Annotated in this window: 23 protein-coding genes and 1 tRNA gene; 13 read left to right on the top strand and 11 right to left on the bottom strand. The window is 63.6% G+C overall.

Going from position 1 to position 25455, the window contains the following annotated elements; genetic code table 11:
* The first annotated feature begins 231 nt into the window (after positions 1–231).
* The 3 genes from AB6B38_RS05700 (at position 232) to AB6B38_RS05690 (ending at position 2622) form a co-directional block, all read left to right on the top strand.
* Positions 232–1206: a hypothetical protein gene (locus tag AB6B38_RS05700; RefSeq protein ID WP_371394811.1), complete on the top strand. Its 975-nt coding sequence runs from the start codon at positions 232–234 to the stop codon at positions 1204–1206.
* Positions 1206–2138, top strand: a complete 933-nt coding sequence (locus AB6B38_RS05695; protein WP_371394810.1) for a hypothetical protein — start codon at positions 1206–1208, stop codon at positions 2136–2138. Before AB6B38_RS05700 ends, AB6B38_RS05695 begins: the two co-directional genes overlap by 1 nt.
* 64 nt (positions 2139–2202) lie before the next feature.
* Entirely contained in the window at positions 2203–2622 is a 420-nt protein-coding gene (locus AB6B38_RS05690) for a DUF1489 family protein (protein WP_371394809.1), read from the top strand.
* 287 nt (positions 2623–2909) lie between these two features.
* On the opposite strand, the gene panC is transcribed toward AB6B38_RS05690, so the two are convergent.
* Positions 2910–3785 (bottom strand): pantoate--beta-alanine ligase, encoded by an 876-nt coding sequence (gene panC, locus AB6B38_RS05685; RefSeq protein ID WP_371394808.1) that lies wholly within the window; start codon positions 3783–3785, stop codon positions 2910–2912.
* An 87-nt stretch (positions 3786–3872) separates the two neighbouring features.
* On the opposite strand from panC, the gene AB6B38_RS05680 reads away from it, so the two are divergent.
* The 3 genes from AB6B38_RS05680 to AB6B38_RS05670 all read left to right on the top strand — a co-directional run bounded on the left by AB6B38_RS05680 (position 3873) and on the right by AB6B38_RS05670 (position 5910).
* The gene (locus tag AB6B38_RS05680) at positions 3873–4451 is read left to right on the top strand and encodes an SPOR domain-containing protein (RefSeq protein ID WP_371394807.1); all 579 of its coding nucleotides are present in this window, start codon (positions 3873–3875) and stop codon (positions 4449–4451) included.
* A gap of 90 nt (positions 4452–4541) precedes the next feature.
* Positions 4542–5432: a division plane positioning ATPase MipZ gene (locus AB6B38_RS05675; RefSeq protein WP_371394806.1), complete on the top strand. Its 891-nt coding sequence runs from the start codon at positions 4542–4544 to the stop codon at positions 5430–5432.
* Positions 5433–5442: 10 nt separating this feature from the next.
* Entirely contained in the window at positions 5443–5910 is a 468-nt protein-coding gene (locus AB6B38_RS05670) for a J domain-containing protein (protein WP_371394805.1), read from the top strand.
* 167 nt (positions 5911–6077) lie between these two features.
* On the opposite strand, the gene AB6B38_RS05665 is transcribed toward AB6B38_RS05670, so the two are convergent.
* The gene (locus tag AB6B38_RS05665; protein WP_371394804.1) at positions 6078–7424 is read right to left on the bottom strand and encodes a D-alanyl-D-alanine carboxypeptidase; all 1347 of its coding nucleotides are present in this window, start codon (positions 7422–7424) and stop codon (positions 6078–6080) included.
* Positions 7425–7810: 386 nt separating this feature from the next.
* On the opposite strand from AB6B38_RS05665, the gene AB6B38_RS05660 reads away from it, so the two are divergent.
* Entirely contained in the window at positions 7811–8251 is a 441-nt protein-coding gene (locus tag AB6B38_RS05660; RefSeq protein WP_371394803.1) for a phasin family protein, read from the top strand.
* Positions 8252–9016: 765 nt separating this feature from the next.
* Here the strand turns inward: AB6B38_RS05660 and AB6B38_RS05655 are convergent.
* From AB6B38_RS05655 to AB6B38_RS05645, 3 genes are all read right to left on the bottom strand, one after another.
* Positions 9017–9091, bottom strand: a tRNA-Thr gene (locus AB6B38_RS05655).
* A gap of 79 nt (positions 9092–9170) precedes the next feature.
* On the bottom strand, positions 9171–9575 hold the full coding sequence (locus tag AB6B38_RS05650; RefSeq protein WP_371394802.1) for a DUF1761 domain-containing protein: 405 nt from the start codon (positions 9573–9575) through the stop codon (positions 9171–9173).
* 12 nt (positions 9576–9587) lie between these two features.
* Positions 9588–9995 carry a DUF1761 domain-containing protein gene (locus AB6B38_RS05645; RefSeq protein ID WP_371394801.1) on the bottom strand — a complete coding sequence of 136 codons (408 nt, stop codon included), beginning with the start codon at positions 9993–9995 and terminating at the stop codon, positions 9588–9590.
* Between the two features lie 107 nt (positions 9996–10102).
* On the opposite strand from AB6B38_RS05645, the gene metG reads away from it, so the two are divergent.
* A complete protein-coding gene (metG, locus tag AB6B38_RS05640; RefSeq protein ID WP_371394800.1) occupies positions 10103–11809 on the top strand; it encodes a methionine--tRNA ligase in 1707 nt (568 codons plus the stop codon).
* 446 nt (positions 11810–12255) lie between these two features.
* Here metG and AB6B38_RS05635 read toward each other — a convergent pair whose 3' ends face one another.
* A complete protein-coding gene (locus AB6B38_RS05635) occupies positions 12256–12933 on the bottom strand; it encodes a lysophospholipid acyltransferase family protein (RefSeq protein ID WP_371394799.1) in 678 nt (225 codons plus the stop codon).
* Positions 12934–13203: 270 nt separating this feature from the next.
* Between AB6B38_RS05635 and AB6B38_RS05630 the strand changes: the two genes are divergently transcribed.
* Both AB6B38_RS05630 and AB6B38_RS05625 read left to right on the top strand, forming a co-directional pair.
* Complete coding sequence (locus AB6B38_RS05630; RefSeq protein ID WP_371394798.1) at positions 13204–14538, top strand: amidohydrolase; 1335 nt, start codon at positions 13204–13206, stop codon at positions 14536–14538.
* A gap of 2 nt (positions 14539–14540) precedes the next feature.
* Positions 14541–15743 carry an FAD-dependent oxidoreductase gene (locus tag AB6B38_RS05625; protein WP_371394797.1) on the top strand — a complete coding sequence of 401 codons (1203 nt, stop codon included), beginning with the start codon at positions 14541–14543 and terminating at the stop codon, positions 15741–15743.
* Here the strand turns inward: AB6B38_RS05625 and AB6B38_RS05620 are convergent.
* Positions 15735–16373, bottom strand: coding sequence for a hypothetical protein (locus AB6B38_RS05620; RefSeq protein ID WP_371394796.1), 639 nt, complete (start codon positions 16371–16373; stop codon positions 15735–15737). The two genes, AB6B38_RS05625 and AB6B38_RS05620, sit on opposite strands and share 9 nt — an antisense overlap.
* 3 nt (positions 16374–16376) lie before the next feature.
* Positions 16377–16616, bottom strand: coding sequence for a DUF2188 domain-containing protein (locus AB6B38_RS05615; RefSeq protein ID WP_233352557.1), 240 nt, complete (start codon positions 16614–16616; stop codon positions 16377–16379).
* Between the two features lie 268 nt (positions 16617–16884).
* On the opposite strand from AB6B38_RS05615, the gene aspS reads away from it, so the two are divergent.
* Positions 16885–18711: an aspartate--tRNA ligase gene (aspS, locus tag AB6B38_RS05610; protein WP_371394795.1), complete on the top strand. Its 1827-nt coding sequence runs from the start codon at positions 16885–16887 to the stop codon at positions 18709–18711.
* Here the strand turns inward: aspS and AB6B38_RS05605 are convergent, their stop codons facing one another.
* The 3 genes from AB6B38_RS05605 to AB6B38_RS05595 all read right to left on the bottom strand — a co-directional run bounded on the left by AB6B38_RS05605 (position 18712) and on the right by AB6B38_RS05595 (position 21515).
* Entirely contained in the window at positions 18712–19884 is a 1173-nt protein-coding gene (locus AB6B38_RS05605) for a pentapeptide repeat-containing protein (protein WP_371394794.1), read from the bottom strand.
* A gap of 61 nt (positions 19885–19945) precedes the next feature.
* Entirely contained in the window at positions 19946–20443 is a 498-nt protein-coding gene (locus AB6B38_RS05600) for a pentapeptide repeat-containing protein (protein ID WP_371394793.1), read from the bottom strand.
* A gap of 100 nt (positions 20444–20543) precedes the next feature.
* Positions 20544–21515, bottom strand: coding sequence for a hypothetical protein (locus AB6B38_RS05595; protein WP_371394791.1), 972 nt, complete (start codon positions 21513–21515; stop codon positions 20544–20546).
* Between the two features lie 2752 nt (positions 21516–24267).
* Here AB6B38_RS05595 and AB6B38_RS05590 point away from each other — a divergent pair.
* Both AB6B38_RS05590 and hisG read left to right on the top strand, forming a co-directional pair.
* The gene (locus AB6B38_RS05590; protein ID WP_371394790.1) at positions 24268–24573 is read left to right on the top strand and encodes a YerC/YecD family TrpR-related protein; all 306 of its coding nucleotides are present in this window, start codon (positions 24268–24270) and stop codon (positions 24571–24573) included.
* Positions 24570–25454 (top strand): ATP phosphoribosyltransferase, encoded by an 885-nt coding sequence (hisG, locus tag AB6B38_RS05585; protein ID WP_371394789.1) that lies wholly within the window; start codon positions 24570–24572, stop codon positions 25452–25454. Before AB6B38_RS05590 ends, hisG begins: the two co-directional genes overlap by 4 nt.
* Position 25455 lies beyond the last annotated feature (1 nt).

Here is a 25455-nt window from a genome sequence, read left to right as displayed (position 1 = left end):
TGCGTTTCACCGGCGAAAGCCGGTGCCCAGTAATTGTCTGGATCCCGGCTTTCGCCGGGAAAACGCAAATGGGATGCCAGCCTCATTGATTTTCTTGGGTTCCCGGTCGGGGCGGGGAACCCCGGCTTCTTGGCCTTAAGCCGACCCGCTCTCTAGCCTCTTCACCGGCGCGCAGCGCCGCAAGGGCGACCGCCCGCCCGGGCTAAAACTGGCACGTCCTTCGCATGATGCATGCCCGATCCCCTCACGCTGTCCCTGATCCGGACAGAAGCGAAAAAGGTTTCGGCCATGCACGTTCTGGCAAACTGGACTGATCAGACCCGCAGTGATTTTCGTGAGCGCATTACCCGCACCACGCACAATCTGCACACCTCGCCCCTGTTCAGCGAGGCGGCGATCGAGCGCCTGATCGAGATTCACCCGCGCGAATATGCCGATTTTGCCACAATGGACGAGGCAGGCAGCCGCAGCTCCTGGAAGACGGGCGATCCGGGCAAGCTGTCGGGCAAGGATCTGATCCGGGCGGTGAAATCGGGCCGCCTCTGGATAAACCTGCGCAATCTGTTCGGCATTCACGATGAGTACCGCGCCCTGCTCGACCAGATGTTCGCCGAATTGCAGGACGAAAATCCGGGCTTCCATCCGGTGCGCATTCTGGGCGGGCTTCTGGTATCCTCGCCGCAGGCCAAGGTGCCGTTTCATATGGACCGCACCGACACCATGCTGTGGCATATCAGCGGGAAGAAGCGCGTCTTCGTCTATCCCCACCATGATGAGGTTGCCACCGATGAAGAGCGCGAGGAAGTGCTGCTGCACGCCTTCAATGACGAGCTGGTTCATCGCCCGGAAGCGGAAAAGCACGCGAAATGTTTCGATCTGGAACCCGGCGAGATGATCTGCTGGCCGCTGCACACGCCCCACCGTGTGGAGAATATGGGCACGCTCAATATCTCTCTGGCGACCGAGTACACGACGCCGGAAGCGCGCCAGCTCAACAATGCGATGTATTTCAATGGCGTGATGCGCCGCCGCTTTGGCTGGCAGCCGCCGCGTATTGCCGAAACCCATGGCCTGAACCGCACGGCGCGCTTTATCGCCGGGGCGCTTATGCGCAAGGCGGGGATCAGCGTGCCGGTGGAGACGCCGCATGAGGGTGGCTACCGCTTCGAGATTGATCCGGATGCGCCGCTGGGCGTGCGCGCCTGATGGCCACGGCAACGCGCACCCGCGTGGCTCCGCCGCTGCTCGACTGGAGCGAGGAGCACCGCAGCGAGTTTGCCAGAGGCGTGGTCAGCGCCCGCCATCAGCTTGCCCGCCTGCCGCTCTTCACCGATGAGGCGCTGGCCTCAATGCTGGACCGGCATGACCGGGCCAATCTGGATGTCTGCACGATGGGGCGCGATCCGGCCGAGCGCTCCAGCTGGCGCGATGTGCCGGTCTGCCGTCATCTGCCCGGCCATCATCTGATCGAGGCCGTGCACCAGACCCGGCTCTGGGTGCATGCCCGCCATGCGCTGGATACTGATAGCGCGCTGAAACCCGTCTTTGCCGCCATGCTGGACCAGCTGCGCCATCTCAATCCCGGCTGGGCGCCCTTGCGCGCCTATGGCGGCGTTGTCATCGCCTCGCCGGGCACGCAGGTCTTCCTGCATTCGGATATTTCCGAAACCATGATGTTCCAGGTGCGGGGTTCGCAGCAGGTTTTCGTCTATCCGCCGCGTGATCCCTGGGTCAGTGACCGGGCGCTGGAAGGCGTGCTGCTGGGCGAGGGGGGCGAGGATCTGCCCTATGACCCGTCATGGGACGCTGAGGCTGCGCGCCTGACCATGGAGCGCGGATGCTTTGCCGCCTGGCCGCTGCATGCGCCCCACCGCATCCGCTTTGGCGATGAGCTGTCGGTGACGCTGGTGCTGGAAGTGGTGACGCAGGAATCGCTGGTGAAGAATGGCGTGCTGCACGCCAACGGGCTGATGCGCCGGGCCGGGCTGAACCCGAAAAGCGCCGATACGCGCGGGCTGGGCGCTGCTGTGAAGCTGGCCATCTCGCGTGCCGCCAAGACGGCGGGCGCCGTGCGTAGGCGCCGCGAAGAGCCGCCGGCTTCCGACATGACGCTGGCCGGGGCGCTGGAGCGGGCCTGAGCGCTGTATCGGGTGCAGCCCCCCGCTTTGACGCAAGGCCGGTTTCGCCCTAGCTCTTGGAGCCATGAGCCTCAATCTCATCAAGCTGTGCGTCGGTGCCGACACGATCGAGGATCTCGAGGCGTGGCGCGCGAAAATCGCGCCCGGCGACAAGCCGATGCATCACGTCACGCGCATGAGCCCGAAGCGCGGCGAGGAGCTGCTCGATGGCGGCTCGCTCTACTGGGTCATCAAGCGCGTGATACAGGTGCGCCAGCGCATTATCGGGCTGGAAGAAGTGACCGGCAGTGACGGCATCTCACGCTGCTGCATCTGGCTGGACCGCGAACTTGTCCGCACCGCGCCGCGCCCGAAAAAGCCGTTTCAGGGCTGGCGCTATCTCACCGCCGCCGACGCCCCGCCTGACCTCTCATCGCCGGCTTCCGGCGGCGAGGATCTGCCCGATGATCTGCGCGCAAAGCTGATCGAAATGGGGGCGTGGTAGGGGTTTTTGGGTTGTCATCCTCCGGCCGAGCGTCAGCGAGGTCCGGGGGACCCATGCCTTTTTTCTGATGCTCCGCACATCCGTGCGTCGCTCCTCGCATGAGCTCGGGCGCGCTGTCGCGCTTGCGGGCCGCTAACGCGGCCCGAATGGCTAACGACCTATCCACCGGGGTCCCCCGCCCCGCCTGTCCCCGTGAAAACGGGGAACGGGAGACCCAGAGATAAAAAAAAGCTGGGTTCCCGCCTGCGCGGGAACGACGAGAAGATGAGCGGATCATCTACAACCAACTACCCCCGCCGCGCGGGGTTTGCCGGTACATTGTCGATGAGGCGTGTCTTGCCGACGCGCACCGCCGCCAGCACGCGCGCCGCCACCCTCAGCGGGCCTTCGCCGACGATTTCCAGCCGGTCCGCGTCACGCACCTCGATATAGTCGACCGCGTCAAACACCGATGCGGCCAGAATGCGCGCATGCTCCAGCGCCCTTGCCGCCGGTTCGCCGTCTTCCAGTGCATGGGCGAGATCGCGCAATATCACGTTGAGGCGGCCCGCGCGCATGCGCTCGGCGGGCGAGAGATAGACATTGCGCGAGGAGAGGGCGAGCCCGTCCGCCTCGCGCTTGGTCTCCACGCCCAGCACTGTCACCGGCAAAGCCAGATCGCTGACCATGCGGCGGATCACCATGAGCTGCTGATAATCCTTCTCGCCGAACACGGCGATGTCGGGGCGGACCTGTCCGAACAGGCGCGCCACCACGCTCGCCACACCGGCGAAGAAGTGCGGGCGCGCATCGCTTTCAAGCCCGATGGCCGGGCCTTCTACAGATACGGTAGTGGCAAATCCGTCCGGATAGACCTCCTCGACCGAGGGCGCATAGAGCAGATGGCATCCGGCGGCGGCCAGCAGGGCGGAATCGGCCTCCAGCGTGCGCGGATAGGTGCCAAGGTCTTCATGCGCGGCAAACTGGGTGGGATTGACGAAAATGCTCACCACCACCCGGTCGCACACCTCCATGGCTCTCAGCACCAGCGCGATATGGCCCTCATGCAGCGCGCCCATGGTCGGCACAAAGCCGATCGTGTGGCCGTCCGCGCGCCACTGGCTGATCTCGCGGGCGAGACTCTCGGCAGTATGGACGGCGGGGCAGTGCAGGGCAGGCAGCATGAAGGAACTCCGCAAGGCAGGGCCGGGAAGCTAGACGGAGCAATATGCTGGAGGCAAGGCGCCAACTCGGCGCACATTGCCCGCGACATGATCAGACTGGCTCTTCCCATCTTCGGCGCTCTTGTGCTGGGCGCATGCAGCGTCACTGGCGGCCATGCCGGGCGTGATGCCTCGCCCGATGCGCAGCAGGCGCTTCGCCTGGCCGCCACGCTGAACGCGGCGGCGCGCGTCAATGACCCTGTGCTGGCGCATGTAACCGGCGAAATGGACGCGCTGGAAGCTGCGCTCGCGCGTGGTGTGCCGCCAGCCGAAGAACCGCCCGCAGAGGCCGATGAAGCGTCGCTGGGGCTGGTGCCGGCCCCGGATGCGGGCGAAGGGCAGGGCCTTCTAAGCCTGCTGCATGGCATACATCTGGCCTCCTACCGGGAGGAACGCCATGTGGCCGAGGGCTGGCGGGCGATGCAGGGCCAGCACGCCTCGCTTTCCGGGCTGCAGGCCCGTTACGTTCCGGCTGATCTGGGCGAACGCGGCATCTATCTGCGCCTGCTGGCCGGACCATTTGACAGCGCGGCCGAGGCGGCGTCTGCCTGCCGGGTGATACAGGCCGCACAGAGCTGGTGTGCGGTGACGGCGTTTGACGGCACGCCCATTCTCTCCTCACAGTGATTCACTGACTGTCTGCATCATGTGTTTGCGTGGCGCGCGGGCAGGTTTATCTGTTGAGTGAAGACGCGTCGTTTCGGAACCACTCCGCCCATGAACTCACCGGCCAGCCTGCAGATATCACGCACTACGCCGCCGCAGACGCCCCGCGCGGGCGTGCGCGAGGCGCATGTGATTGTGGTGGGAAACGAGAAGGGCGGGGCGGGCAAGTCCACGGTTGCCATTCACGTGGCCATCGCCCTGATGCGCATGGGCCATATGGTGACGGCGATTGACCTTGATCTGCGTCAGGCCAGCTTCACCCGCCATCTGGAAAACCGCACGCGCTGGGCCAATACGCGCGGCGTGGACCTGCCCATTCCCGATCAGGCGGTGATGCGCCCCAGCCTGTCGCGCGACATGGATGTGGCCGAGGCCGAGGAGCGCGCCGCCTGGGAGCGTGAGCTGGCGAGCCTGAAGGCGCGCAGCGACTTCATCGTCATCGACGCGCCGGGCCATGACACGCATTATTCGCGCCTGGCCCATTCCTCCGCTGACACCATCATCACGCCGGTCAATGACAGTTTTGTCGATTTCGACCTGCTGGCCGATGTCGATCCGGAGACGTTCGAGGTGGGCCGTCCCAGCGTCTATTCCGAAATGGTGTGGAATTGCCGCAAGCAACGCGTGGCGCGCGATAAAAAGCCCATTGACTGGGTGGTGATGCGCAACCGCGTCTCCACGCTGGATGCGCGCAATACGCGCCGCGTGGCCGATGGTCTGCGCAAGCTGTCTGAACGCATCGGTTTTCGCATTGCGCCCGGCTTTTCAGAGCGCGTCATCTATCGCGAGCTGTTCCCGGTGGGCCTGACCCTGCTGGACCTGACCGAGAGCGGATCGGCCATTCCCTTCACGATGAGCCATGTCGCCGCGCGCCAGGAATTGCGTGATCTGCTGATCGTGCTCAAACTGCCGCCACTGGCCGGAAAGCCTTTCCCCTTCTGATGGCGGCGGGATGAATATTCTGTTTGGCGTTCTGATCGCGCTGGGCGCGATGGTGCTGCTGGCCTGGCTGTTTGCCAGGGCCAAGCCCTCGTCCGTGGTGAAGATCGGGCGCAGCGTGGCGGCGGTCTTCGTTATCCTGCTCGGCGTGCTGATGACGATGCGCGGCATGGGTATTCTCGGCGTGCCGATGGTGCTGGCCGGGATCGGCTTTCTGCTGACCGGCACATGGCGCGGGCGTCCGGGATTTGGCCGTGGCGGGCAGGATGGCACGGGCCGCGCCCAATCACGCGCCTCGCAAAGCGAGAGCATGAGCATTGCCGAGGCGCGCGCCACGCTGGGCGTCGAGCCCGGTGCCAGCCCGGAAGATATCCAGCGCGCCTATCGCGAGATGATGAAGAAGGTCCACCCGGACACAGGCGGCAGCGGCGCGCTCGCCCGCCGCGTGCAGATGGCGCGTGACCTTCTGATCGGGGATTAGGCTGCGTTCTTTCCTCCCCCGTTTACGGGGGAGGTGTCAGCGTAGCTGACGGAGGGGGGAGCTTGTTTCGATCACCCCCCCTCGCCCCTTTCAGGGGCACTCCCCCCGTGAACGGGGGGAGACATCGAAGCCGGGAGATCATTTGAGCAGAAAGGTGCAGAAGCGCCTTACGCGCCCTGATTGACCGCGAAGCAAGCCTCATTCAGCCGGGCAAGGTCTGAACAGACCTGCCGGGCCGTGGCCGGGTCTATCGCTTCAAAACGCGCCCGCCACAGCGAGCGGCCATCGCGCACGACTTCTTCGGTGACCTGCGTGGCCCCGGACAGGGCAGGGGCAAGGCCCAGCACCGTTTCCAGCCGCGCCTGCGCCACGGCGCGCGAGCCGAACGCACCCACCTGCACCGCCCAGCCGCCGCTGGCGGCTCTGGGGGCGGGCTGGCTGGCGGATGCTACGGGTAGCGTTGCCGGAGCCGTTGAGTCAAAGCGCACCCTGTCACTGCCGGCATCGCGGCCCGGACGGGCAAGATCCGGGATATCCTCGACCACGATGCGTACCGGCGGGGCCGCCTCGCCATTACCGGCAGCGGCTGAACCCATCGCGGTGGGGCCGGGCAGGCCGGACAGCTCGGCGGTGAGGATTTCCTGCTCGCGGATCGGGCTGATGCGCGGGGAGTTGAGGCTGGCCAGGATCATGCCGTCGCGGCGGGCATCCAGCGTCGAGAACGCCGCTTCGACCAGCTCGGTCGCGTGCGCATCACGCACCGGTCCTGTTGCCCCGCCCATCACCACCGTGACGAGGCGGCGGCCGTCGCGCTCAGCGGTGACGGCGATATTGAAGCCGGAGGCGCGGATATAGCCGGTTTTCAGCCCGTCCACGCCGCGCACCCGGCCAACCAGCGTGTTGTGCGTAGTGTAGGTGCGGCCCGCATGGGCAAAGCTGCGCTCGTTGAAATAGTGGAAATACTGGGGAAAATCGCGGTGCAGGGCGTGGGCCAGCCGGGCCATGTCGCGCGCGGTGGTGCGCTGGCGCGCATCGGGCAGGCCGGAGGCATTGCGGAACACGGTGGCCGTCAGGCCCAGCTCAACGGCGCGGTCGGTCATGGCGGAGGCGAAGCTTGTCTCGCTGCCGCTCAGCCGCTCGGCCACCATCACGGCGACATCATTGGCGCTGCGTATGGTCAGGGCGCGAATGGCGGTCTCCACGCTGATCGTGCCGCCAGCAGGCACGCCCAGCTTTGAAGGCGGGCGCGAGGCGGCCTCGGCCGACATGGTCAGCTGGGTGGCAAGGGTCAGCTCGCCGCGCTCCAGCGCCTCGAACAGCATGTAGAGCGTCATCATCTTGGTCAGCGAGGCCGGGTAGCGCGTGGCATCGGGCCGGCGCGCATGCAGGACCTCGCCGGTATCCATGTCCGCCACGAAGGCGGCATAGCGGTCCTGCGCAAAGGCAGGCGCGCCCGGCACCAGGAGCGCGAGCGCAAACACCACAAAGCAGGCGGCGAGATGACGAAGTTTCATAGGCCCGCACGATCACCCTAATGCGTTGATGGGCCGTTAACCGCCTTACACAAAAGGGAAATGGTGCGCTGCACAAAAATTACTTGACTCCGCTGGTCCGATTCCACATATTTGCTGCAGTTGCGAACTAGCCAGCAGGACACAGTCCCATGCCGACCGACGCTGTAAACACCAATGCCGAGACCGCCGCGACGGAAGAAAAACCCGTTGTGACGAAGGCGGAGGCGAGCGCCCCGAAGGCCAAGACGCCTGCTGCGAAGACCGAAACCAAAGCCAAAACGGCTGCCGCACCTGCGAAGAAAGCGGCGCCATCCCCGAAGAAACCCGCGTCCCGTAAGCCCTCCGCCCCCCGCAAGTATACGGGCGCTGTAAAAGGAAACACTGTCATGGCCGCTGCCAAGAAAGACCTCGCCAAGGAAACGTTTGAAACCTTCACCGCCGCGTCGAACGACGCTGTGAAAGACGGCATCGAGAAGTCGATGGCCGCTGTGAACGATCTGAGCGCCTTCCACAAGAACTCGGTTGAAGCCGTGATCGCCTCTGCGACCACCGCCTCGAAAGGCTTTGAAGAGCTCAACACTCTGGCCGCCGATTACGCCAAGAAGTCGATGGAAGACGGCATGATTGCCGCCAAGTCGCTGGCCTCTGCCAAGTCGGTCCAGGAAGTGATCGAGATCCAGTCCGACTACACCAAATCCTCGCTGGAAGCCTATCTGGCCAGCGTGAACACGGTCTCCGACCATGTGTCCTCGATGATGAAAGACTCCCTGAAGCCGCTCAATGAGCGCTTCGCGGCAGCCGTCGAGCTGATGCAGTCCCAGCGCTAATCCTTTAGCGCGTACAGATTTCCGGCAGGCGAGGGGCCAATCCCTCGCCGCCGGTGACAAGTCCTCCCTGACTGGCCCGGCTCTGCCGGGCCATTTTTTTGTTCGGGATGCCTGGTCCGTTTAAGGGGCATCGGCCACTCCAATAGCTGTCATCACCCGCGCATGCGGGTGATCCATGCCTGAGAATTTCAGCTTGCATTGTTCTTTGCAGGCATGGGTTCCCCGGACCTCGCTGGCGCTCGGCCGGAGAATGACAACCGCTACAACGTCCGATCTCGTCATTCCAGATAAGCGCTTCGCTGCGGCCGGAATGACGAAGGGAGGAGCGTCGCAGTGAAGGGACGGCCCAACCTGTTCGCGTTTTCCCGGCGGACGCCGGGATCCAGAAAAAAAAGACTGGACACCGGCTTTCGCCGGTGAAACGCGCGTGAGGAGGCATCAATCCCGGCAGCCTGCTCATCTTCTCGTCGTTCCCGCGCAGGCGGGAACCCAGCTTTTTATCTCTGGGTCCCCCGTTCCCCGTTTTCACGGGGACAGGCGGGGCGGGGGACCCCGGTGGAGAGGTCAACGACAAATCTGGCAGAATTATCCAAACCGCAAGACAACCGGGGTCTCCCGCACTGACGGGAGACCCAGCTTTTCTTGATGTTCCGCACATCCGCGTATCGCTGCGGGCAATCCCCGATCAAGCCGGGGACAGGCAGTGCCCGCGACTTTTCGCGGAACATCGCAGCCCGGATGGGCTGCGGAACCTGAAGAGGAAAATGGTGCCGGCGGAGAGGATCGAACTCCCGACCTTCGGTTTACAAAACCGCTGCACTACCGCTGTGCTACGCCGGCCAATACGCTTTGCGCGCTGCGTCATAAAACAAAAGCGGCGCGCCGGGCAAGCGCGCCGCTCTGTCGTTTTGTTTTGCCGCTAGATCAACGCGAAAATCAGACCCGCCAGCAGGAAGCCGACGAGATTATTGCTCCAGTGGATGAGGGTGAGTTTTAGCGGCTGGCGCTCCCAGATATGGGCGAGGGCCTGACTGGTGGCCGAGAAGCCCAGCCAGAGCAGGAAGGCCCATTTGAGATGCGCCACGAGGCCCGATGCGTCCACGGCCACCAGCACATAGCCGATAAAGGCGGCCATGACGGCCGAATTGATGACGCCCTTGACCATGGTCAGCGTCATGTTCGCGCCTTCAAAGGATTCCGGCGTAAAGCCGTTCAGCTCCATCCATTTCTTGCCGAATAGCGGCCCGTACCAGACAAAGCCGACGGCCATGAAGCCGATTGTGGCGAGCACCCAGCCAATCAGTGAAACACCAAGAATATCCATTGTGATAAGCTCCTACTTGCGCCAGACCAGAATGGCCGAGGCCGCCAGTATCCCCAGCAGCAGATGCACCGCGTCGAGCGCGAGCGCGCCCTTGGTCATCGTGATACCGTAGGCAAAGCCGTAAAGCAGCGTGCTCAATGAGAAGCCCGCCCAGACGATGACGCCGATGCGCAAATGCGCCTTCAATCCGCTGGCGTTTGCCGTCTGGAACAGGGCCGCCAGCCCCAGCACGGTCAGGACCGGCATGACCGGCCCCAGGAACATTTTCCATTCATGGCCGGCAAAGCTGTCTGCCGTATAGCCATACTGTTCCATCCAGAAGGCGGAGAAGAGAAGGCCGTATATGAGAAAACCGATGATGTAGATGGCGACCGCAGCGGCGATGAGCGCTAGAAGGTCGTGACCGAAAATTCTGGGCATGAGTGTTTTCCTCCCCGTCCGGGGCGGCTATTGCTCCGCCCTCGAACTGTCCATGATGGCGCCAGCGCGCCAGTGATTAACCATACGCCGATTGGAAACCGTCCGCCATGGCCCGCATACTGATTACCTCCGCCCTGCCTTATATCAATGGAATCAAGCATCTGGGCAATCTGGCCGGCTCCATGTTGCCCGCCGATGTCTATGCGCGCTTCCAGAGGATGCGCGGGGCTGAGGTGCTCTATATCTGCGCCACGGACGAACATGGCACGCCGGCGGAACTGGCGGCTGCCGCTGCGGGGCAGGATGTGCGCACCTATTGCGACGAACAGCATGTCCTCCAGAAAGAGATTGGCGAGCGCTTTGCCCTGTCATGGGACTATTTCGGCCGCACCTCGTCTCCGGAAAATGCTGAGCTGACCCAGCACTTTGCCGAGGTGCTGGAGGCGAAGGGACTGATCGCCGAGATCGTTGAAAAGCAGATCTATTCCAAGGCCGACAAGCGCTTCCTGCCGGACCGTTATGTGGAGGGCATTTGCCCCCATTGCGGCTATGAGAACGCGCGCGGCGACCAGTGTGATAATTGCGGCAAGCTGCTCGAACCGACAGACCTCATTGAGCCCTATTCCACCATTTCCGGCTCACGTGATCTGGAAGTGCGCGATACGCGCCATCTGCAGCTCAAACAGAGCGAGATGGAGCCGCGCCTGCGCCAATGGGTAGATGAAGCCACGAACTGGCCGCAGCTCGCCCGCTCCATCGCCTATAAATGGCTCGATGAGGGCCTGCGCGACCGCACCATCACGCGAGACCTCTCATGGGGTGTGAAGGTCACCAGGGACGGCGCACCCCGCGACGGCTTTGAGGACAAGGTCTTCTATGTCTGGTTCGATGCGCCGATCGGCTATATCGCGGCGACCGCCGAATGGGCGAAGGATACGGGGAATGACTGGGAGCGCTGGTGGCGCACCGACAAGGGCGCGGGCGATGTCTCCTACGTCCAGTTCATGGGCAAGGATAATGTCGCCTTCCACACGGTCAGCTTCCCCGCGACCATTCTCGGCTCTGAAGAGCCGTGGAAGCTGGTGGACCGGCTCAAAGCCTTCAACTGGCTCAACTGGTATGGCGGCAAGTTCTCCACCAGTAGCAAACGCGGCGTCTTCATGGACGCGGCGCTCGATCTCCTGCCGTCTGATTACTGGCGCTGGTATCTGACGGCCAATGCGCCGGAAGGCTCTGACACCCAGTTCACCTGGGAGAGTTTTCAGGGCGTGATAAACTCCGACCTCGCCAATGTGCTGGGCAATTTCGTCAACCGGATCACCAAATATTGCGCCGCGAAGTTCGACGGGCAGGTGCCGGCCACCGGCACACCCGGCGAGGCCGAAGCCTGGATCGCGGCCGAGCTGTCCGAACGGCTAAACGCGCTGACCGCGCACTATGAGGCAATGGAATACCGCAAGGCGGCGGCCGAGACCCGCGCCATCTGGGCGGCGGGCAATGAATACCTGACCAGAGCCGAGCCGTGGGTGAAGTACAAGAGCGATGTGGACGCGGCCGCCGTGGGCGTGCGCACCGGCCTCAATCTCGCAGCCGTTTTTGCCATCATCGCCCAGCCGGTCATCCCGGACACGGCGGGCAAGGTTCTCGGCGCGCTCGGCGTTCCTGAAGACAGGCGCAGCTGGCCGGACTGGCAGGACAAGGCCCTGCTCGACGCCCTGCCGCATGGCCACGCCATCACCCCGCCGGACGTGCTCTTTGCCAAGATCGAGGATGCGTCGGTGGAGGAGTGGCGGGAAAGGTTTGGCGGGGAGTAGAGCCCTCTTTTTTGATGCTCCGCCCATCCGGGCGTCGCTCCTCGCATAGGCTCGGGCGCGCGGTCGCGCTTTTCAGGCCGCTAATGCGGCCCGGGAATCTTCGCCCTCTCTACCGCGTTTCACCGGCGCGTGCCGGTGCCCAGTCCTGCTGGGCCCCGACTTTCGTCGGGGAAACGCCGTTGGGGAATGCGAAGCTGCGCCTCTCCACTTCGTCATTCCGGCGAAAGCCGGAACCCAGCTTTTAGTTCCGCAACGCATCCGCGTTGCGATGTTCCGCGAAAAGTCTCGGGCGGGCTTTGCCCTTGCAGGCCGCTAAGCGGCCTGAAAAGCGCGACCGCGCGCCGGGCACTTTTGCCCGCAGCGACGCACGGATGTGCGGAGCACAAATAAACGACTGGGTTCCAGATAGCCCTCCGGGCTTCTGGAATGACGAGCGAGGGTGCCGACTACCCCATCCCCCTCCGCCCCGCCTTTACCAGCTCCGCTGTTCGCGTCTCGATGGCGGTTTCCAGTGCGGTGATGAAGGCTTTGGGATCATCGCCGGGATGGATCGGGTCCAGCAGCTCGATAATCGCGAGGCCGGGGCGGAACTCCCATTTCTGCTGCGGCCAGAAGACACCCAGATTGGTGGCCACCGGAATGACAGGCCGGTTCAGATCCTTGGCCAGCCGGTAGACACCGAGGCGGTAGCGCTTCTTGCTGCCAACCTCGCTCAATCCGCCTTCGGGATAGATCAGCACATCGCGGCCAGAGCGTTGAAGCGCCTGAAGGCCGGTATCAAGGCCGCCATTGGTGCGTTTCCCGCCTGCATTATCGACCACCACGGCCTCGGCGCGGGTAAGTATCCAGCCCACAAGCGGGTATTTGAGCATGTGATCGCCGATCACATAGGTCAGTTCGCGATGGCGCGAGACGAGGCAGATGCCGTCGCCCCAGGACTGGTGCTTCGACGCGATTACCGCCGGCTCGGTATCGGGCAGCACGTGCAGGCGGCGCACCAGCAGATTGAGGCCGCACAGGCTCATCCAGCCCGTCATGGCGCGGCAATAGAGCCAGATCGCGCCGACCGTGGCCCAACGGCCGGGCACAAGCGTGGCTGGAGCCACGACCAGCAGGCCCATCATCACCGAGATGAACCAGTAGCCGGAATGGAAAATATGCGTTCGCAGGGCGCTCTCCCTTGCCGCGTGAGGGGGTTATGATGGAACGCGCAGCGATTCCGGCCAAGGGGCGTTTCTGAAATCCCGGAAGCGGCGCCAGCAGCTATCCGGGATCACAGTCAGAATCGGGACGAGGCCCCGGATCGCTGCGCGTCCGGGGTTTCAGAGCGGGTTGACCGCGCGGACGTGGCAGTCTGTTCTGATGCCAGAATAGTTGCACAGGGGAATTGCATCATGCGCACGCTTGTTTCTGCTGCCGCCCTGGCGGTCTCGCTCGCCCTGCCAGTCCAGGCACAAGAGGCATTGTCGTCCGCGCTGCAGTCGGACTGGGATGCGCATCTGCGCCCGCTCTATGAGCATTTCCACGCCAATCCGGAGCTCTCCTTCATGGAGTTCGAAACCGCTGCGCGCCTCGCTGCTGAGCTGCGCGATGCCGGGTATGAGGTGACGGAAAATGTCGGGCGTACCGGCATTGTCGCGGTAATGGAGAACGGGGAAGGCCCGGTCGTGCTGATGCGCGCGGACATGGACGGCCTGCCCGTGCGTGAGCAGACGCCGCTGGAATACGCCTCCACCGTTATCGCTGAGGACCGGATGGGCAATGAGTTTCCGGTCATGCATGCCTGCGCCCACGATACGCACATGACCGCCTTGGTCGGGGCGGCGCGCTGGATGTCAAACAATCGCGAGGCGTGGTCGGGCACGCTGGTGCTGATCGGCCAGCCGGCAGAAGAGGTGGGGCTTGGCGCCTATGCCATGCTGGAGGAAGGGCTCTATGAGCGGTTTCCGGTGCCGGACGCGGTGATTTCCCACCATACCTGGGGCTATGTGCCCGCCGGGCAGATACGCTATGCGCCGGGCTTTGCCATGGCCAATGTGGACACGGTGGACCTGCACATTCGCGGCATTGGCGCCCATGGTGCCTCGCCGCATCTGGGGCGCGATCCGGTGGTGATCGGCTCGCAGATCGTGCTGGCGCTGCAAACGCTGGTCAGCCGCGAACTTTCACCCTTTGATACCGGCGTGGTGACGGTCGGCGCGTTCAATGCCGGCACCAAGCACAACATCATCTCCGATGAAGCCCATCTGCAGATCACCGTGCGTTCCTACACGGACGAGGTGCGCGAGCGCCTGCTCACCGGCATTGAGCGCATTGCGCGCGGCACGGCGATGGCGGCGGGCCTGCCTGAGGAACTGATGCCGGTGATGGAGATGGACGAGGTCTACACGCCCGCGCTCTACAACGACCCGGCCCTGTCCGACCGGGCAGGCGCGGTGCTGACCCGGCGCTTTGGCGATGCGGTGGACACCGCCAGCCCCGTGACCGGCGGCGAGGATTTCTCCCGCTATGGCCGCACAGAGCATGATGTGCCGATCTTCATGTTCTGGGTGGGCGGCTCGCCGCAAAGCGTGTGGGACGCGGCTGAGGCAGCAGGCGAAACCCCGCCCGCCAACCATTCGCCCTTCTACTATCCCGATGCGCAGAGCGCGGTGACGATGGCCGCCGAAGGCATGACACTCATCGCGCTCGACCTGTTCGAGAACGGGGTTCCGGGCGCGGCGCAGTAACTATGCGGCCACTGGAGATTGCCATTGCAGGGTGTGGCCCGGCCGGGCTTGCCGCTGCGCTGCTGCTGCACCGCGATGGCCACCGCGTGGCGCTCTATGAGCGCTTCGAGACGCCGCGACCGATTGGTTCAGGCCTGCTGATCCAGCCGACGGGGCTGGCCGTGCTCGAAAGGCTGGGGCTCGATACGGCACTGAAGGCCCATGCGGCCTGCGTGGAGCGGCTTCTCGGCAAGGCGGTGCGCTCTGGCGCGACAGTGCTGGACGTGCGCTATCGCGCGCTTGGCAAGCCCTTGCGGGTGGGTCTGGGCATTCACCGCGCGGCGCTGTTTGCGATCCTTTATGATGCCGTGCTGGCCGAAGCCATTCCGGTCCATACCTCCGCCGAGATTACGGGCAGCGAGCTGGGGGCGAACGGCCAGCGCGCGCTGGTCATGGCGGATGGACGCCGCGAGGGTCCGTTTGACCTGATTGTCGATGCGCTTGGCACGCGCACGCCTTTGGCCCCGCCCACCGGCAAGGAGCTGGAATACGGCGCGCTCTGGGCGAGCCTTGACTGGCCGGATGCGTCCGAGCTGAACCCCCACGCGCTGGAGCAGAGATACCGCGCCGCCTCCATCATGGCGGGCGTCCTGCCCATCGGCACCGCGCCGCATGATGCAAAGGCCAAGGCGGCGCTCTTCTGGTCCATCAAAGGCGCGGATGTGCCTGAGTGGCGTGAAGCGGGCCTCGAGGCGTGGAAAGCGCAAGTGCGCACCGTCTGGCCCGCCGTGGAGCCGCTGCTGGAGCAGATCAGTGATCCGGGTCAGCTCGTCTTTGCCCGTTATGCGCATCGCACGCTGAAAAAACCCGGCGAGCCGGGGTTGATCCATATCGGCGATGCCTGGCACTCGGCCAGCCCCCAGCTGGGGCAGGGGGCGAACATGGCGCTGCTCGATGCGTATGCGCTGGCGCTGGCTTTCCGCGAGGGTTCGGATGTTCCGGGCGCCATCGCCCGTGCGATTGCCTATCGCCGCTTCCATGTGTGGCTCTATCAGGTGCTGACGGCCTTCTTCACCCCGGTCTACCAGTCTGACAGCCGCTTCATCCCCTTCCTGCGCGACCGGCTGGTCGGCCCTGTCTCCAAGGTCTGGCCCGCACCGGGCATACAGGCGGCTCTGGTCAGCGGGCTGGTCGGAGGGCCGCTGGGGCGGTTGGGGTTACGCTGAAAATTCGTCGGGTTTTCCGGCCGCGTACCAGTCTTGCATGGCCCTGATGACATTTATGGGGGCGTATAGCTCAATGTCGCGCTCGGACGCGCCGTTGGTTATTTCACGCTCAAAGTGCCATCCCCGGAACGTTGCGTAGTCGCCCAGTACCCGTTCGGTCCCGATGCTGTCGGCGCCTGCATGATGGACCAGCCAGTCGCGAACATGCCGAACCGCTTCGACATAGTCCATTCCGTGGGAATGGATGTCCCAGCCCGCGATGTCTGACAGGCCCTTTTGATAGTCGAACTTGTTGCTTTCCAATATCAGGATCGATTTCTCCGCCAGCGCCTGACCGCCGAATTTCCGGCATCCATGGTCAATGCCAAGCTCGAACGGCATATTCATGCGGTAGTATTCGTCCGCTTCGCTGGATTTGCAGCGGCTCAGATCATGGATCCCGAATTTCGACGATCTGATCAGCTCCAGAATCCGGTCCAGACGCGCGGCTGCTCCGTCAGCATTCTCCGGAGCGATCCGGACATGGAAGCCGAGATCAATTACACAGAACGCGATAGACTGGAGTATCGGCGCGTAATCGCCATCGAACGGGAAATTAAGGAAAACCGACCGCTCGAACGGGACCGGCAAGCCTTAGGCCTTCGGAGGACGCGGTTCGTTGCGGAAGGAATTCCGCTCCCGGATCAGTCCATTGCGACCGTGGATATAGAGTTCTGTGCCCTGGTTTTTGGCTATCTTGGTGGCCGCCGCGATGGCGGCCTCCTGTGTCGCGTGAACACTTGAGGCTCGTGCTGCGCCAGCTTTCCTGACGCTCCAGCCCGACTGGCTCGGAACAACATGCTGGCCTTTGCGGCTGATGGTTCTGTTCGACATGTCTGAACGTTCCGACTCTCAATACGATTTCTGCAACAAAGATAATACGCCAGCAGGCATTGATCCAGCTTTTCCCGGCCAAAGTTTGGCGTCCACCCAAGATTACGAATGAGTCTGGCCGCGCACAACCCTGCAAACCGCGTCCCCGCCTTGACATTGGCGGCGTGGCGATGCCTTTTCCGCGCTGATTTCGACCCCTGATTTATGGGCGGGTTTCTCTCCGTCCTGTCCGGCCCGTTTCCACCTCAGTTTCAAAGAGCCCTGACCCATGTCCGTTACCAAGACCCATTGGCGCACCCATACCTGCGGCGAGCTGCGCAAAGATCATGTTGGTAATGATGTCACCATCTCCGGCTGGGTGCACAGAAAGCGCGATCATGGCGGCCTGCTCTTCATCGACCTGCGCGATCATTACGGCCTTACCCAGTGCGTGCTGGAGCCGGATTCAGAGCATTTTGCGCGCCTTGAGCGTCTGCGCGTGGAGAGCGTTGTCACGCTGACCGGCAAGGTCGTCGCGCGCAGCGAAGACACGGTGAACAAAAATCTGCCCACTGGCGAGGTGGAGCTGCGCGTTGAGGGGCTGACCGTCCAGTCCGAGGCCGAAGAGCTGCCGCTGGCCGTGTTCGGCGAGCCGGACTGGGCCGAGGAAGTGCGCCTGAAGCACCGCTATATCGATCTGCGCCGCGAGAGCTTGCACAAGCGCATCGTGCTGCGTTCGAAAATCATCGACTCCATCCGCCGCCGCATGATCGAGCAGAATTTCGTCGAGTATCAGACGCCGATCCTGACCGCCTCGTCCCCCGAAGGCGCGCGCGACTATCTGGTGCCCTCGCGCATCCATCCGGGCAAGTTCTACGCCCTGCCGCAGGCCCCGCAGCAGTTCAAGCAGCTCATCATGGTCTCCGGCTTTGACCGGTATTTCCAGATCGCGCCCTGCTTCCGCGACGAGGATGCGCGCGCCGACCGGGCGCCGGGCGAATTCTACCAGCTCGACATGGAAATGAGCTTTGTGGACCAGGAAGACGTGTTCGGCGTGATCGAGCCGGTGCTGGCCGGCCTTTTCCGTGAGTTCGCCGATGGCCGCGAAGTGAGCGATGACGCATTCCCGCGCATCCCCTATGCCGAGGCGATCCGCACCTATGGCTCCGACAAGCCCGATCTGCGCAACCCGCTGAAAATGCAGGCCGTCACCGAGCACTTTGCCGGTTCGGGCTTCAAGGTGTTTGCCGGCATGATCGAGAAGAATCCCGCCGTCGAGGTATGGGCCATCCCCGCGCCTACCGGTGGATCACGCGCATTCTGCGACCGGATGAACAGCTGGGCGCAAAAAGAAGGCCAGCCCGGCCTTGGCTATATCTTCTGGCGTGAAGAGGGCGGGGCGCTGGAAGGCGCTGGCCCCATCGCCAAGAATATCGGGCCGGAGCGCACAGACGCCATCCGCAACCAGCTGGGTCTGAAAGCGGGTGACGCCGTCTTCTTCGTCGCGGGAGTCCCGAAGGACATGTACGCCTTTGCCGGCCGCGCGCGCGACATTGTCGGGCGCGAGCTCGATCTGTGCGAGAAGAATGTCTTCAAATTCTGCTGGATCGTCGATTTCCCGATGTATGAGTGGAATGAGGACGAGAAGAAAATCGACTTCTCCCACAACCCGTTCTCCATGCCGCAAATGGACGCCGAGACCTTCATGGCGCTGGACAAGGGCGATTCCGACACGCTGCTGGGCCTGAAAGCCTGGCAGTATGACATCGTCTGCAACGGGGTGGAGCTCTCCTCCGGCGCGATCCGTAACCACCGCCCCGATGTGATGCTCAAGGCCTTCGAATATGCAGGCTATGGCCCTGAAGTGGTCGAGGAAGCCTTTGGCGGCATGCTGAACGCCTTCCGCTATGGCGCGCCGCCACATGGCGGTATCGCGCCGGGCGTGGACCGGATCGTCATGCTGCTGGCGGGCGTCGAAAACCTGCGCGAGATCGTGATGTTCCCCAAAGACCAGCAGGCCCGCGATCTGATGATGAACGCGCCGGCCTACCCGGAAGCGCGCCAGCTGCGCGAGCTGCACCTGCGCACCGTGCTGCCTGAGGCGAAGAAGGGGTAGCTACCGCCGGTCGGGCCGGTCCGCGCGGGCAGGGGGCGTGGGCGGCTGGGGCGGTGTCGCGCCGTCCAGCCAGAACTGCATGGGCTCGCCCAGCTCGGAGCGCCGCATGTCGAACTGCCAGCCCGAATGCGCGCGTGCGCGGGCCAGCTCTGCCTGCGCACGGGCGGCTTCGCGCAAGGCTTCACGCGCTGTCTCCATCGCCTCACGCTCAAGCCCGCCAGAGGCCATGGCGCGCGACTGCACGCTGGCCAGCGCATCGGCGAAGGCTTCCTGGGCGGCTTCCAGCTGTGCCAGACGGCGCGCCTCGGCCTCGGCGATAAAGGCGCGCTCATCGACCGGACGGGCGCCGGGGATTTCGTTGTCACACGCCGCCAGCGTAATATTCATGTCTTCAGGCAGGCGCGTGGTTTCGTCACCGCACGCCTTTTCCAGCAATTGCGCAGTCAGCCCCAGCGTGCGTGACAGGTCCACGCCGGTCAGGTTGACCGCGCGGAAGCGCGCGCCGGTAAGATTGGCGCCGCGCAACGTCGCCCCGGTCAGGTCCACATGATCGAGGAAGGCGCCTTCCATCGCGGCGCCGCGCAGATTTGCCTGGTGCATGATGATGTGCTGCATCACCACATTGGTCAGGCGCGCATCCTGCAGGCTGGCGCCGCGCATATCGCCGGAGCGTATCGTGGCCGCGCTGAAGTCGGCATCGCGCAGATTGGCCCCTTGCAGGCTGACCTGCACCAGGCTCGCCCCGTTCATCTGCACATCGCTGGCATTGGCGCCCTGCAGCATGACCTGATGGGCGCGCATATCGGTCATGTTGGCGTCTACCAGGCTGGCGCCGTTCATCGTCACGTTCGACAGGCGCACCTCGCGCATGGACGCATCGGCGAAATCCGCGCCATCAAGGCGCATATTGGCAAAGCGCGCGCCGAGCAATTGCGCGCCGGAAAAATCGGCGTTGGCGAAATTGCCGCGATAAAGATGGGCGCCGGCCAGGTTGGAGCCGCTGAAATCGCATGAGGCGCACTCGCCGCCAATCACCAGGCGGCGCTGCGGGTCCGCGTCGCGCTCGGTGCGCGTGGCTTGCGCGTTTTCCGCCAGATCGCCCGCCGCAGCGAGCGGCGCGGTCAGCGCCGTCAGCGGAATAAGCGCAGCAATGGCAAGATTGCGCAATTTCATGCCCTTTTCCCTACTCCCCGGCGCAGGCAAGAGCGACTTAAATTGCAGTAATGGGAAATGTCTAGCGGCCTGACGCGCAAGGCGGCACACGAAGGCCCGCAGGCAGGCGCGTCGATGCATCGCCGCAGGCGGCGTTCAGCTGGCTTTGCGTCAGGCCCCGCGCGCGCTCCATCTCCGCGCCGGAAATATTGGCGCCGGTGAGGTTGGCGCCGGAAAAATCCGCGCCGCCAAAATAGCCGCCCACCAGAGTGGCGCGCTCCAGATTGGCCCCGGCAAAGCTGACCCCTGTAAACCGGCCGCCAAACAGATTGGCGATGGACAGATCGGTCTGCGCCAGCCGGGCATTGTTCATGGTGGAGAGCGACAGATCGCTCTGGCGCAGGCGCGAGCCAGAGAGGTCCACGCCCGGCAGGTTGCGATAGGCCAGATCCGCCTGGAACAGATTGCACCCGGTGCACGAAGCGCCCGCCTGCACGCGCGCAATCTCGCCGGCATTCTGCGCGAGTGCGGGCACAGAAAACGCGATACTCATGGCGAAAGCAGCCAGAACCTGTTTCATCACGGCACATCCCTCTTGGGCCCTTGCGGGCTTTGGGTAAGGAGTAAGCAAGAGCCGGGCCGGGGGTGAGCGCAGGCGTCTCCATGGTGACGAGCAGATATCAGCCGCCGCTGTCCACATCTATGCTGTAGGTATTGGCACCCGGAAGAGCTGCCATTCTTGGTTCGACAACCGGATTTCCATCGCTATCTTTCTCATCAGTCGGGACAAAAAGAAGCTTTGATATTATGTTTGCTGTGTGACAACGGTTAAATGCGTCGAAGTATTCTATTTTGCATGCAGCAAAAATTGATGAGTGCCCTGCATAAATGTTCATGGCTATTTTGTGTTCGAGAAATATATCGCCTACGACGAATGACGGTGATCCATTGGCTATATATGCTTTTTGGCCGTGTAAATTGAAATCATGTTCGGGCCAGAAATTTTCATCAGGAAAAAAGTGGTCGTCTGCGACAAATAGTGACGCAGCATATGATACATTATACGCAGGGGTTGATCCCGTATTTATAATTTCTTTCACAAGCACATGTTTTTTATTGGATTCTATTTTCGAGAACGAGTTGGTGTGTCTCACAGTGATATAAGCCCGCACCTGCGCCTCTCCGATGCGCCGGGTCTCCAGCACCGTATTCTCCGCTGCTTCGGCAGCTTTTACCGCCGCCTTGGTGGCGCGCCTGGTTTGATCCAGTGTCAGCGCCACGTAAGTAACACCCACACCCGTAACGATCAGAAGGCCAAGGCTGATCCACAGTGTGGCGAAACTCCACGTCGACATGTCTTGCTGGGCGCGCAGATTGGTTGCCGCGTAGAGGCGTTGCTGTTCCGTTTGCACGGCCTCTACCAGACAGGCGTAATGCTCCGCGCGAGACTCGATGCCGTCGCAGGCGACAACACGCTCCGCATAAGCCCGGTATTGATCTGCTGCCCGGTCAGCTTGCTGGCGGCTCTCCGCGTAGTACGCCGTGATCGCACTGGTCACGGCCGCTATGCAGATAAGCGCTGAAACGACGGTCACAGCCACCCAAGGGCGTTTCCACCAGTCGCCGCTGCTGGCCGGTACATTTTCTGTCATCGCCTGCCCCACAAATCTCCCTTGAGGAGAGCTTATTGCGGATATCGACCTGTGTCTTGCCAGTCGCGGTGGAGCCAGCGCCCCGTCCCGCGCTATGCCATTCATATCAATGTGTTAACACGATAACGAAAGTGCGGGCGGAAAGGCTAAGGGCACCGGAGCGGGGCAGGCAACGGATTCAGGCGCTTGGCTTCGTGCATATTATTGCTTCACCGCTTGCCGTCAGTCCGGCTGGCTCGAAGGGTCGCCCAGGGCCCCGTCTCCCTTTTTCTGGCTACTGCTGCCCTCGCCCGCGACGGCATTCCATTCCTGCGCGTTAGACCGACGTATCAATGTGCTAATACGGTGGCAATCTAGGTGAGGCAGGGAAGGGCAGCGCGGAGGCAAACAGGGAAGGCTGCCCCCATTGCCCGTCAAAACGGGGACAGGCGGGGCAGGGCAGCTGAGGCAGAGATTTCCACGGCAATACTGGCAGAACCTTTGAAAATGCATCAATACCTTAGGTCTCCCGCCCTGACGGGAGACCCATCCTGTTCTTCAGGAACAGCTCGCCATGGAAGCCGCCTTTCATGGGGCAGACGGAGGCCCGCCCGCAGACCCTCGTCCGCGAACTCAACCCGACATGCCGGATAGCGCGTCGCAATGTATTAACATGATGAGTTGAGGGGCGGGTCGGGGAAGGGGAGATGCCGGTGGGATGGCGTGTCTGGAAAGGGCAGGGTGCGGGAAGTGCAGGGCGCCGGAACGCGGTGAGTCGCCCGGGGGGCGGGCGCGGCGGCAGGTCCAGCGGAAGGTGCCTGATGGTCCGGATTCCGGCTCTCCGCTTTGCTGTGGCCGGAATGACGATGCAGGAGAACACGCCTTCTCTTTTCGTCATTCCGGGCGAGCCGATGGCGAGACCTGGAACCCAGATTTTTTATGAATGACTGGGTTCCGGATAAGCGCTGACGCGCTTTGTGGAATGACGAAAGTTGGAAGCCCCCATCTTGTGGCGCATCGCACCCCGGCGCTCACTCCGCCCGCCATTTCTGCCCACTCCGCCTCACCTCCCGCAGCCACCTCGCGGAGCCTCTGATCCGCCTCGTTCTACCGAGCTTCGCCGGATAGTGCATATCAATGTATTAACACGATTAATTGATAGGGCAGGCCATGTTCGGGGTGGGAAGGGGGAAATGCTGGTGAAGCCGTGCGCCGGGAACTGGTGGGGAGCTATGGCAGGGCGGGGCGTGTGGAACCGGCGGAGCGCAGCGGCACCCGGCTGGATTTCTGCACTGCGCCACCCGCGGTCATGGCCGGGGGACAGGCCGTGCGCCATGCTCTCACGTCTCGCGAGCTCAACTCACCGGGTCCCCGGCCGCAGAGCCGGGGTCCAGCTTCCGGCCCCTGCATGTTCGATGGGTCCCCCGTTCCCCGTTTTCACGGGGACAGGCGGGGCGGGGGACCCCGGTGGCTGGGCCAATGGCAGAACGGATATGCCTTTGCAGAGGCAGAGCTTTTGCCGTTGCTTGGGCGCTCCCCGGAGCACCCGGAGCTTCCACCGCTCCGTATCCCCACTTCCATTCCCACCCACGCCTATCCTTCACCTCCCGCAGTCTCTGATCCGCCTCGCTCCACCCCATCTGTCGGATGCGCGTGGCATCGTGTTAATACGATGAATTGGATGGGCGAGCCAAGGCAGGGGAGATGTATCGGAAACCGGGATGCGTGGGTGGGGCCGCGCGGCGGGAATGGGGAAGGCATGGGCAGGGCGGGGCGGCGTCTGTAACGGCGAGATGCGGGCGGGCGGGGCGTCTGGAAGGTGCAGGGCGCAGAGCACCACACGGTTATCTGGGTTCCGGATAAGCGCTGGCGCGCTTTCCGGAATGACGAGAGAGAGGTTTGCTCTTCCGGTGCTTTTCGCCACGGGCTGGGCGCATCCCTTCGCCCACCACGCCCACGCTCTCGACAACCCCGCACCACCCTTCATTCTTCGACCATCTACTTCCACACCCCACGCCACATCGCCATCCAGGCTCCACGCCCACACCTCCAGCCCCATCGCCCCCTCCGCCTCGCACCACAGCCCCCACACGCCTTGTTTGATGATGTCGTGCGCGCAGTCTCCGATCCTCCACATCCATCTCTCCGTGCCTTATGGTGTCGTATCATTGTATTAACACGATGGATTGACTGGCAGGGCACGCAGGGAATCAAGAATCCATAACAATGCCCTGAAGCAAGAAAGCTGGTTCTCCCGCTGCCCGTTTTCACGGGGACAGGCCGGGCGGGTGACCTGAGGTGGAGGGCGCTGCACTCCCCCCTCCACCCCACGCCTTCACGCCCCTCCTCCACTGCCGCCCCTCCACCCCACACCCACACGCCACGCTCCCAACCTCCTCTCTCGCCCACTGCTCAGGGTCCATTGTGTTATCGCGCTAATACGATATAGAGGTGTCACGATGTGCTGTGGAACGGCGGGGCAGGGCCGGATGAGGTGTCCGGGCCAGTGGCATCTGGTTCCGTGTGGGCCAGCTCTCTGACGTCCGTACCAGTGACGTCTGGCCCAGCGACGTCCGGCCCTGTGTCACCCGGCGGTTCAGCAGGGCGGCGGTGTGGGTGGACAGGCGTGGATAGGTATTGACGGGCCAGACGGGCCGCCCGGCGGACGGCTGGTCAGGCACGGGCCGGGCAGAGACCCAGCCGGGCGTGGGAAGGGCAATCTGCCGGGAGCCGGTATGGCGGCGGCAGAAAAAGAGATGAAAAGGAGGGCGTGATGCGCCTCGACAGGGAGACAAGGACCCGTGATTTCAACGCGCTGTGCGAGGCGCTGCTGGCCGCTAAGGATGCAGGCGAGATGGCGCGCTTCCTCACCGATCTGACGACGCCCGGCGAGCGTGACGCGCTGGCCGAGCGCTGGCGCGTGGCGCAGCTGCTCGAAGCGGGGCGCTCCTACCGGGAGATCAGCGCCGAGACCGGCGTTTCCACCACCACGGTCACGCGCGTCGCGCGCTTCCTCGCGCAGGAGCCGCACCAGGGCTACAGGCTGGTGCTGGACCGGCTGAAGGCAAAAACCCGATGAGCGCCGGACGCCTGACCCTGGCCGTGCAGAAGAGCGGCCGGCTCGCCGAAGGCGGGTTTGACCTCCTGAAGCAATCGGGCGTGAAGCTCGCCTATGCGCGCGACGCGCTGATGCGCCGGGCAGAGAATGTCCCGCTCGATCTGATGCTGATCCGCGATGATGATATCCCGAGCTTCGTCGCATCGGGCTCGTGCGGGTGCGGCATTGTCGGCGAGAATGTGCTGGCCGAGGCGGCGGCGCGCTCGCCCCGCGTGGCGGGCCTCGAGATCGTCCAGCGGCTGGGCTTTGCGCGATGCACGCTGAAACTCGCCGCGCCTCTGGAAGGGCCGGTCCAGTCGGTGGCAGACCTTGAGGGCCGCGCCATCGCCACCTCCTATCCCGCTTTGACGGCGAAATTCCTGCAAGAGCGCGGCATCATGGCAGAGATCGTGGAGATGGGCGGCTCTGTCGAGGTCGCGCCGCGCATGAAGATTGCTGATGCGATCTGTGACCTCGTTTCCACCGGCGCTACGCTGGAAGCCAATGGGCTGGCCGCGTTCGAGACCGTGCTGGAGAGCGAGGCGGTGCTGATCGCCAACCCGGAAGCCCTCAATGGCGGGGGCGCGACGCTGGACCTGCTGGTGGAGCGCTTCAAGGGCGTGATCGCCTCGCGCCAGACCAAATACATCCTGCTCAATGCCCCGAAAGACAGGCTGGACGAGATACGCGCCGTGCTGCCCGGCGCCGATGCGCCAACCGTCGCGCCCGTGGTCGGCCGTGACGATGTGGTCGCCATCCATGCGGTGTGCACCGAAGAAGTGTTCTGGTCGACGCTGGAGCAGATCAAGGCCGCGGGCGGGCGCTCCATCCTCGTATTGCCGATCGAAAAGATGATGGCGTAAG

The sequence above is a fragment of the Glycocaulis abyssi genome, from assembly GCF_041429775.1.
GTDB lineage: Bacteria > Pseudomonadota > Alphaproteobacteria > Caulobacterales > Maricaulaceae > Glycocaulis > Glycocaulis abyssi.
The sequence above is the reverse complement of the archived record's forward strand: the minus strand, read 5'-3'. Positions and strand labels throughout refer to the sequence as shown.

Excerpts from the sequence above, each read along its gene's own strand:
- aspS (WP_371394795.1), top strand. The coding sequence starts at position 16,885 with ATGTCCGTTACCAAGACCCATTGGCGCACCCATACCTGCGGCGAGCTG.
- AB6B38_RS05695 (WP_371394810.1), top strand. The coding sequence starts at position 1,206 with ATGGCCACGGCAACGCGCACCCGCGTGGCTCCGCCGCTGCTCGACTGG.
- AB6B38_RS05625 (WP_371394797.1), top strand. The coding sequence starts at position 14,541 with ATGCGGCCACTGGAGATTGCCATTGCAGGGTGTGGCCCGGCCGGGCTT.
- AB6B38_RS05660 (WP_371394803.1), top strand. The coding sequence starts at position 7,811 with ATGGCCGCTGCCAAGAAAGACCTCGCCAAGGAAACGTTTGAAACCTTC.
- hisG (WP_371394789.1), top strand. The coding sequence starts at position 24,570 with ATGAGCGCCGGACGCCTGACCCTGGCCGTGCAGAAGAGCGGCCGGCTC.
- AB6B38_RS05630 (WP_371394798.1), top strand. The coding sequence starts at position 13,204 with ATGCGCACGCTTGTTTCTGCTGCCGCCCTGGCGGTCTCGCTCGCCCTG.
- AB6B38_RS05645 (WP_371394801.1), bottom strand. The coding sequence starts at position 9,995 with ATGCCCAGAATTTTCGGTCACGACCTTCTAGCGCTCATCGCCGCTGCG.
- AB6B38_RS05650 (WP_371394802.1), bottom strand. The coding sequence starts at position 9,575 with ATGGATATTCTTGGTGTTTCACTGATTGGCTGGGTGCTCGCCACAATC.
- AB6B38_RS05600 (WP_371394793.1), bottom strand. The coding sequence starts at position 20,443 with ATGAAACAGGTTCTGGCTGCTTTCGCCATGAGTATCGCGTTTTCTGTG.
- AB6B38_RS05590 (WP_371394790.1), top strand. The coding sequence starts at position 24,268 with ATGCGCCTCGACAGGGAGACAAGGACCCGTGATTTCAACGCGCTGTGC.
- panC (WP_371394808.1), bottom strand. The coding sequence starts at position 3,785 with ATGCTGCCTGCCCTGCACTGCCCCGCCGTCCATACTGCCGAGAGTCTC.
- metG (WP_371394800.1), top strand. The coding sequence starts at position 10,103 with ATGGCCCGCATACTGATTACCTCCGCCCTGCCTTATATCAATGGAATC.
- AB6B38_RS05595 (WP_371394791.1), bottom strand. The coding sequence starts at position 21,515 with ATGACAGAAAATGTACCGGCCAGCAGCGGCGACTGGTGGAAACGCCCT.
- AB6B38_RS05615 (WP_233352557.1), bottom strand. The coding sequence starts at position 16,616 with ATGTCGAACAGAACCATCAGCCGCAAAGGCCAGCATGTTGTTCCGAGC.
- AB6B38_RS05690 (WP_371394809.1), top strand. The coding sequence starts at position 2,203 with ATGAGCCTCAATCTCATCAAGCTGTGCGTCGGTGCCGACACGATCGAG.
- AB6B38_RS05670 (WP_371394805.1), top strand. The coding sequence starts at position 5,443 with ATGAATATTCTGTTTGGCGTTCTGATCGCGCTGGGCGCGATGGTGCTG.
- AB6B38_RS05635 (WP_371394799.1), bottom strand. The coding sequence starts at position 12,933 with ATGATGGGCCTGCTGGTCGTGGCTCCAGCCACGCTTGTGCCCGGCCGT.
- AB6B38_RS05700 (WP_371394811.1), top strand. The coding sequence starts at position 232 with ATGCCCGATCCCCTCACGCTGTCCCTGATCCGGACAGAAGCGAAAAAG.
- AB6B38_RS05665 (WP_371394804.1), bottom strand. The coding sequence starts at position 7,424 with ATGAAACTTCGTCATCTCGCCGCCTGCTTTGTGGTGTTTGCGCTCGCG.
- AB6B38_RS05680 (WP_371394807.1), top strand. The coding sequence starts at position 3,873 with ATGATCAGACTGGCTCTTCCCATCTTCGGCGCTCTTGTGCTGGGCGCA.
- AB6B38_RS05675 (WP_371394806.1), top strand. The coding sequence starts at position 4,542 with ATGAACTCACCGGCCAGCCTGCAGATATCACGCACTACGCCGCCGCAG.
- AB6B38_RS05605 (WP_371394794.1), bottom strand. The coding sequence starts at position 19,884 with ATGAAATTGCGCAATCTTGCCATTGCTGCGCTTATTCCGCTGACGGCG.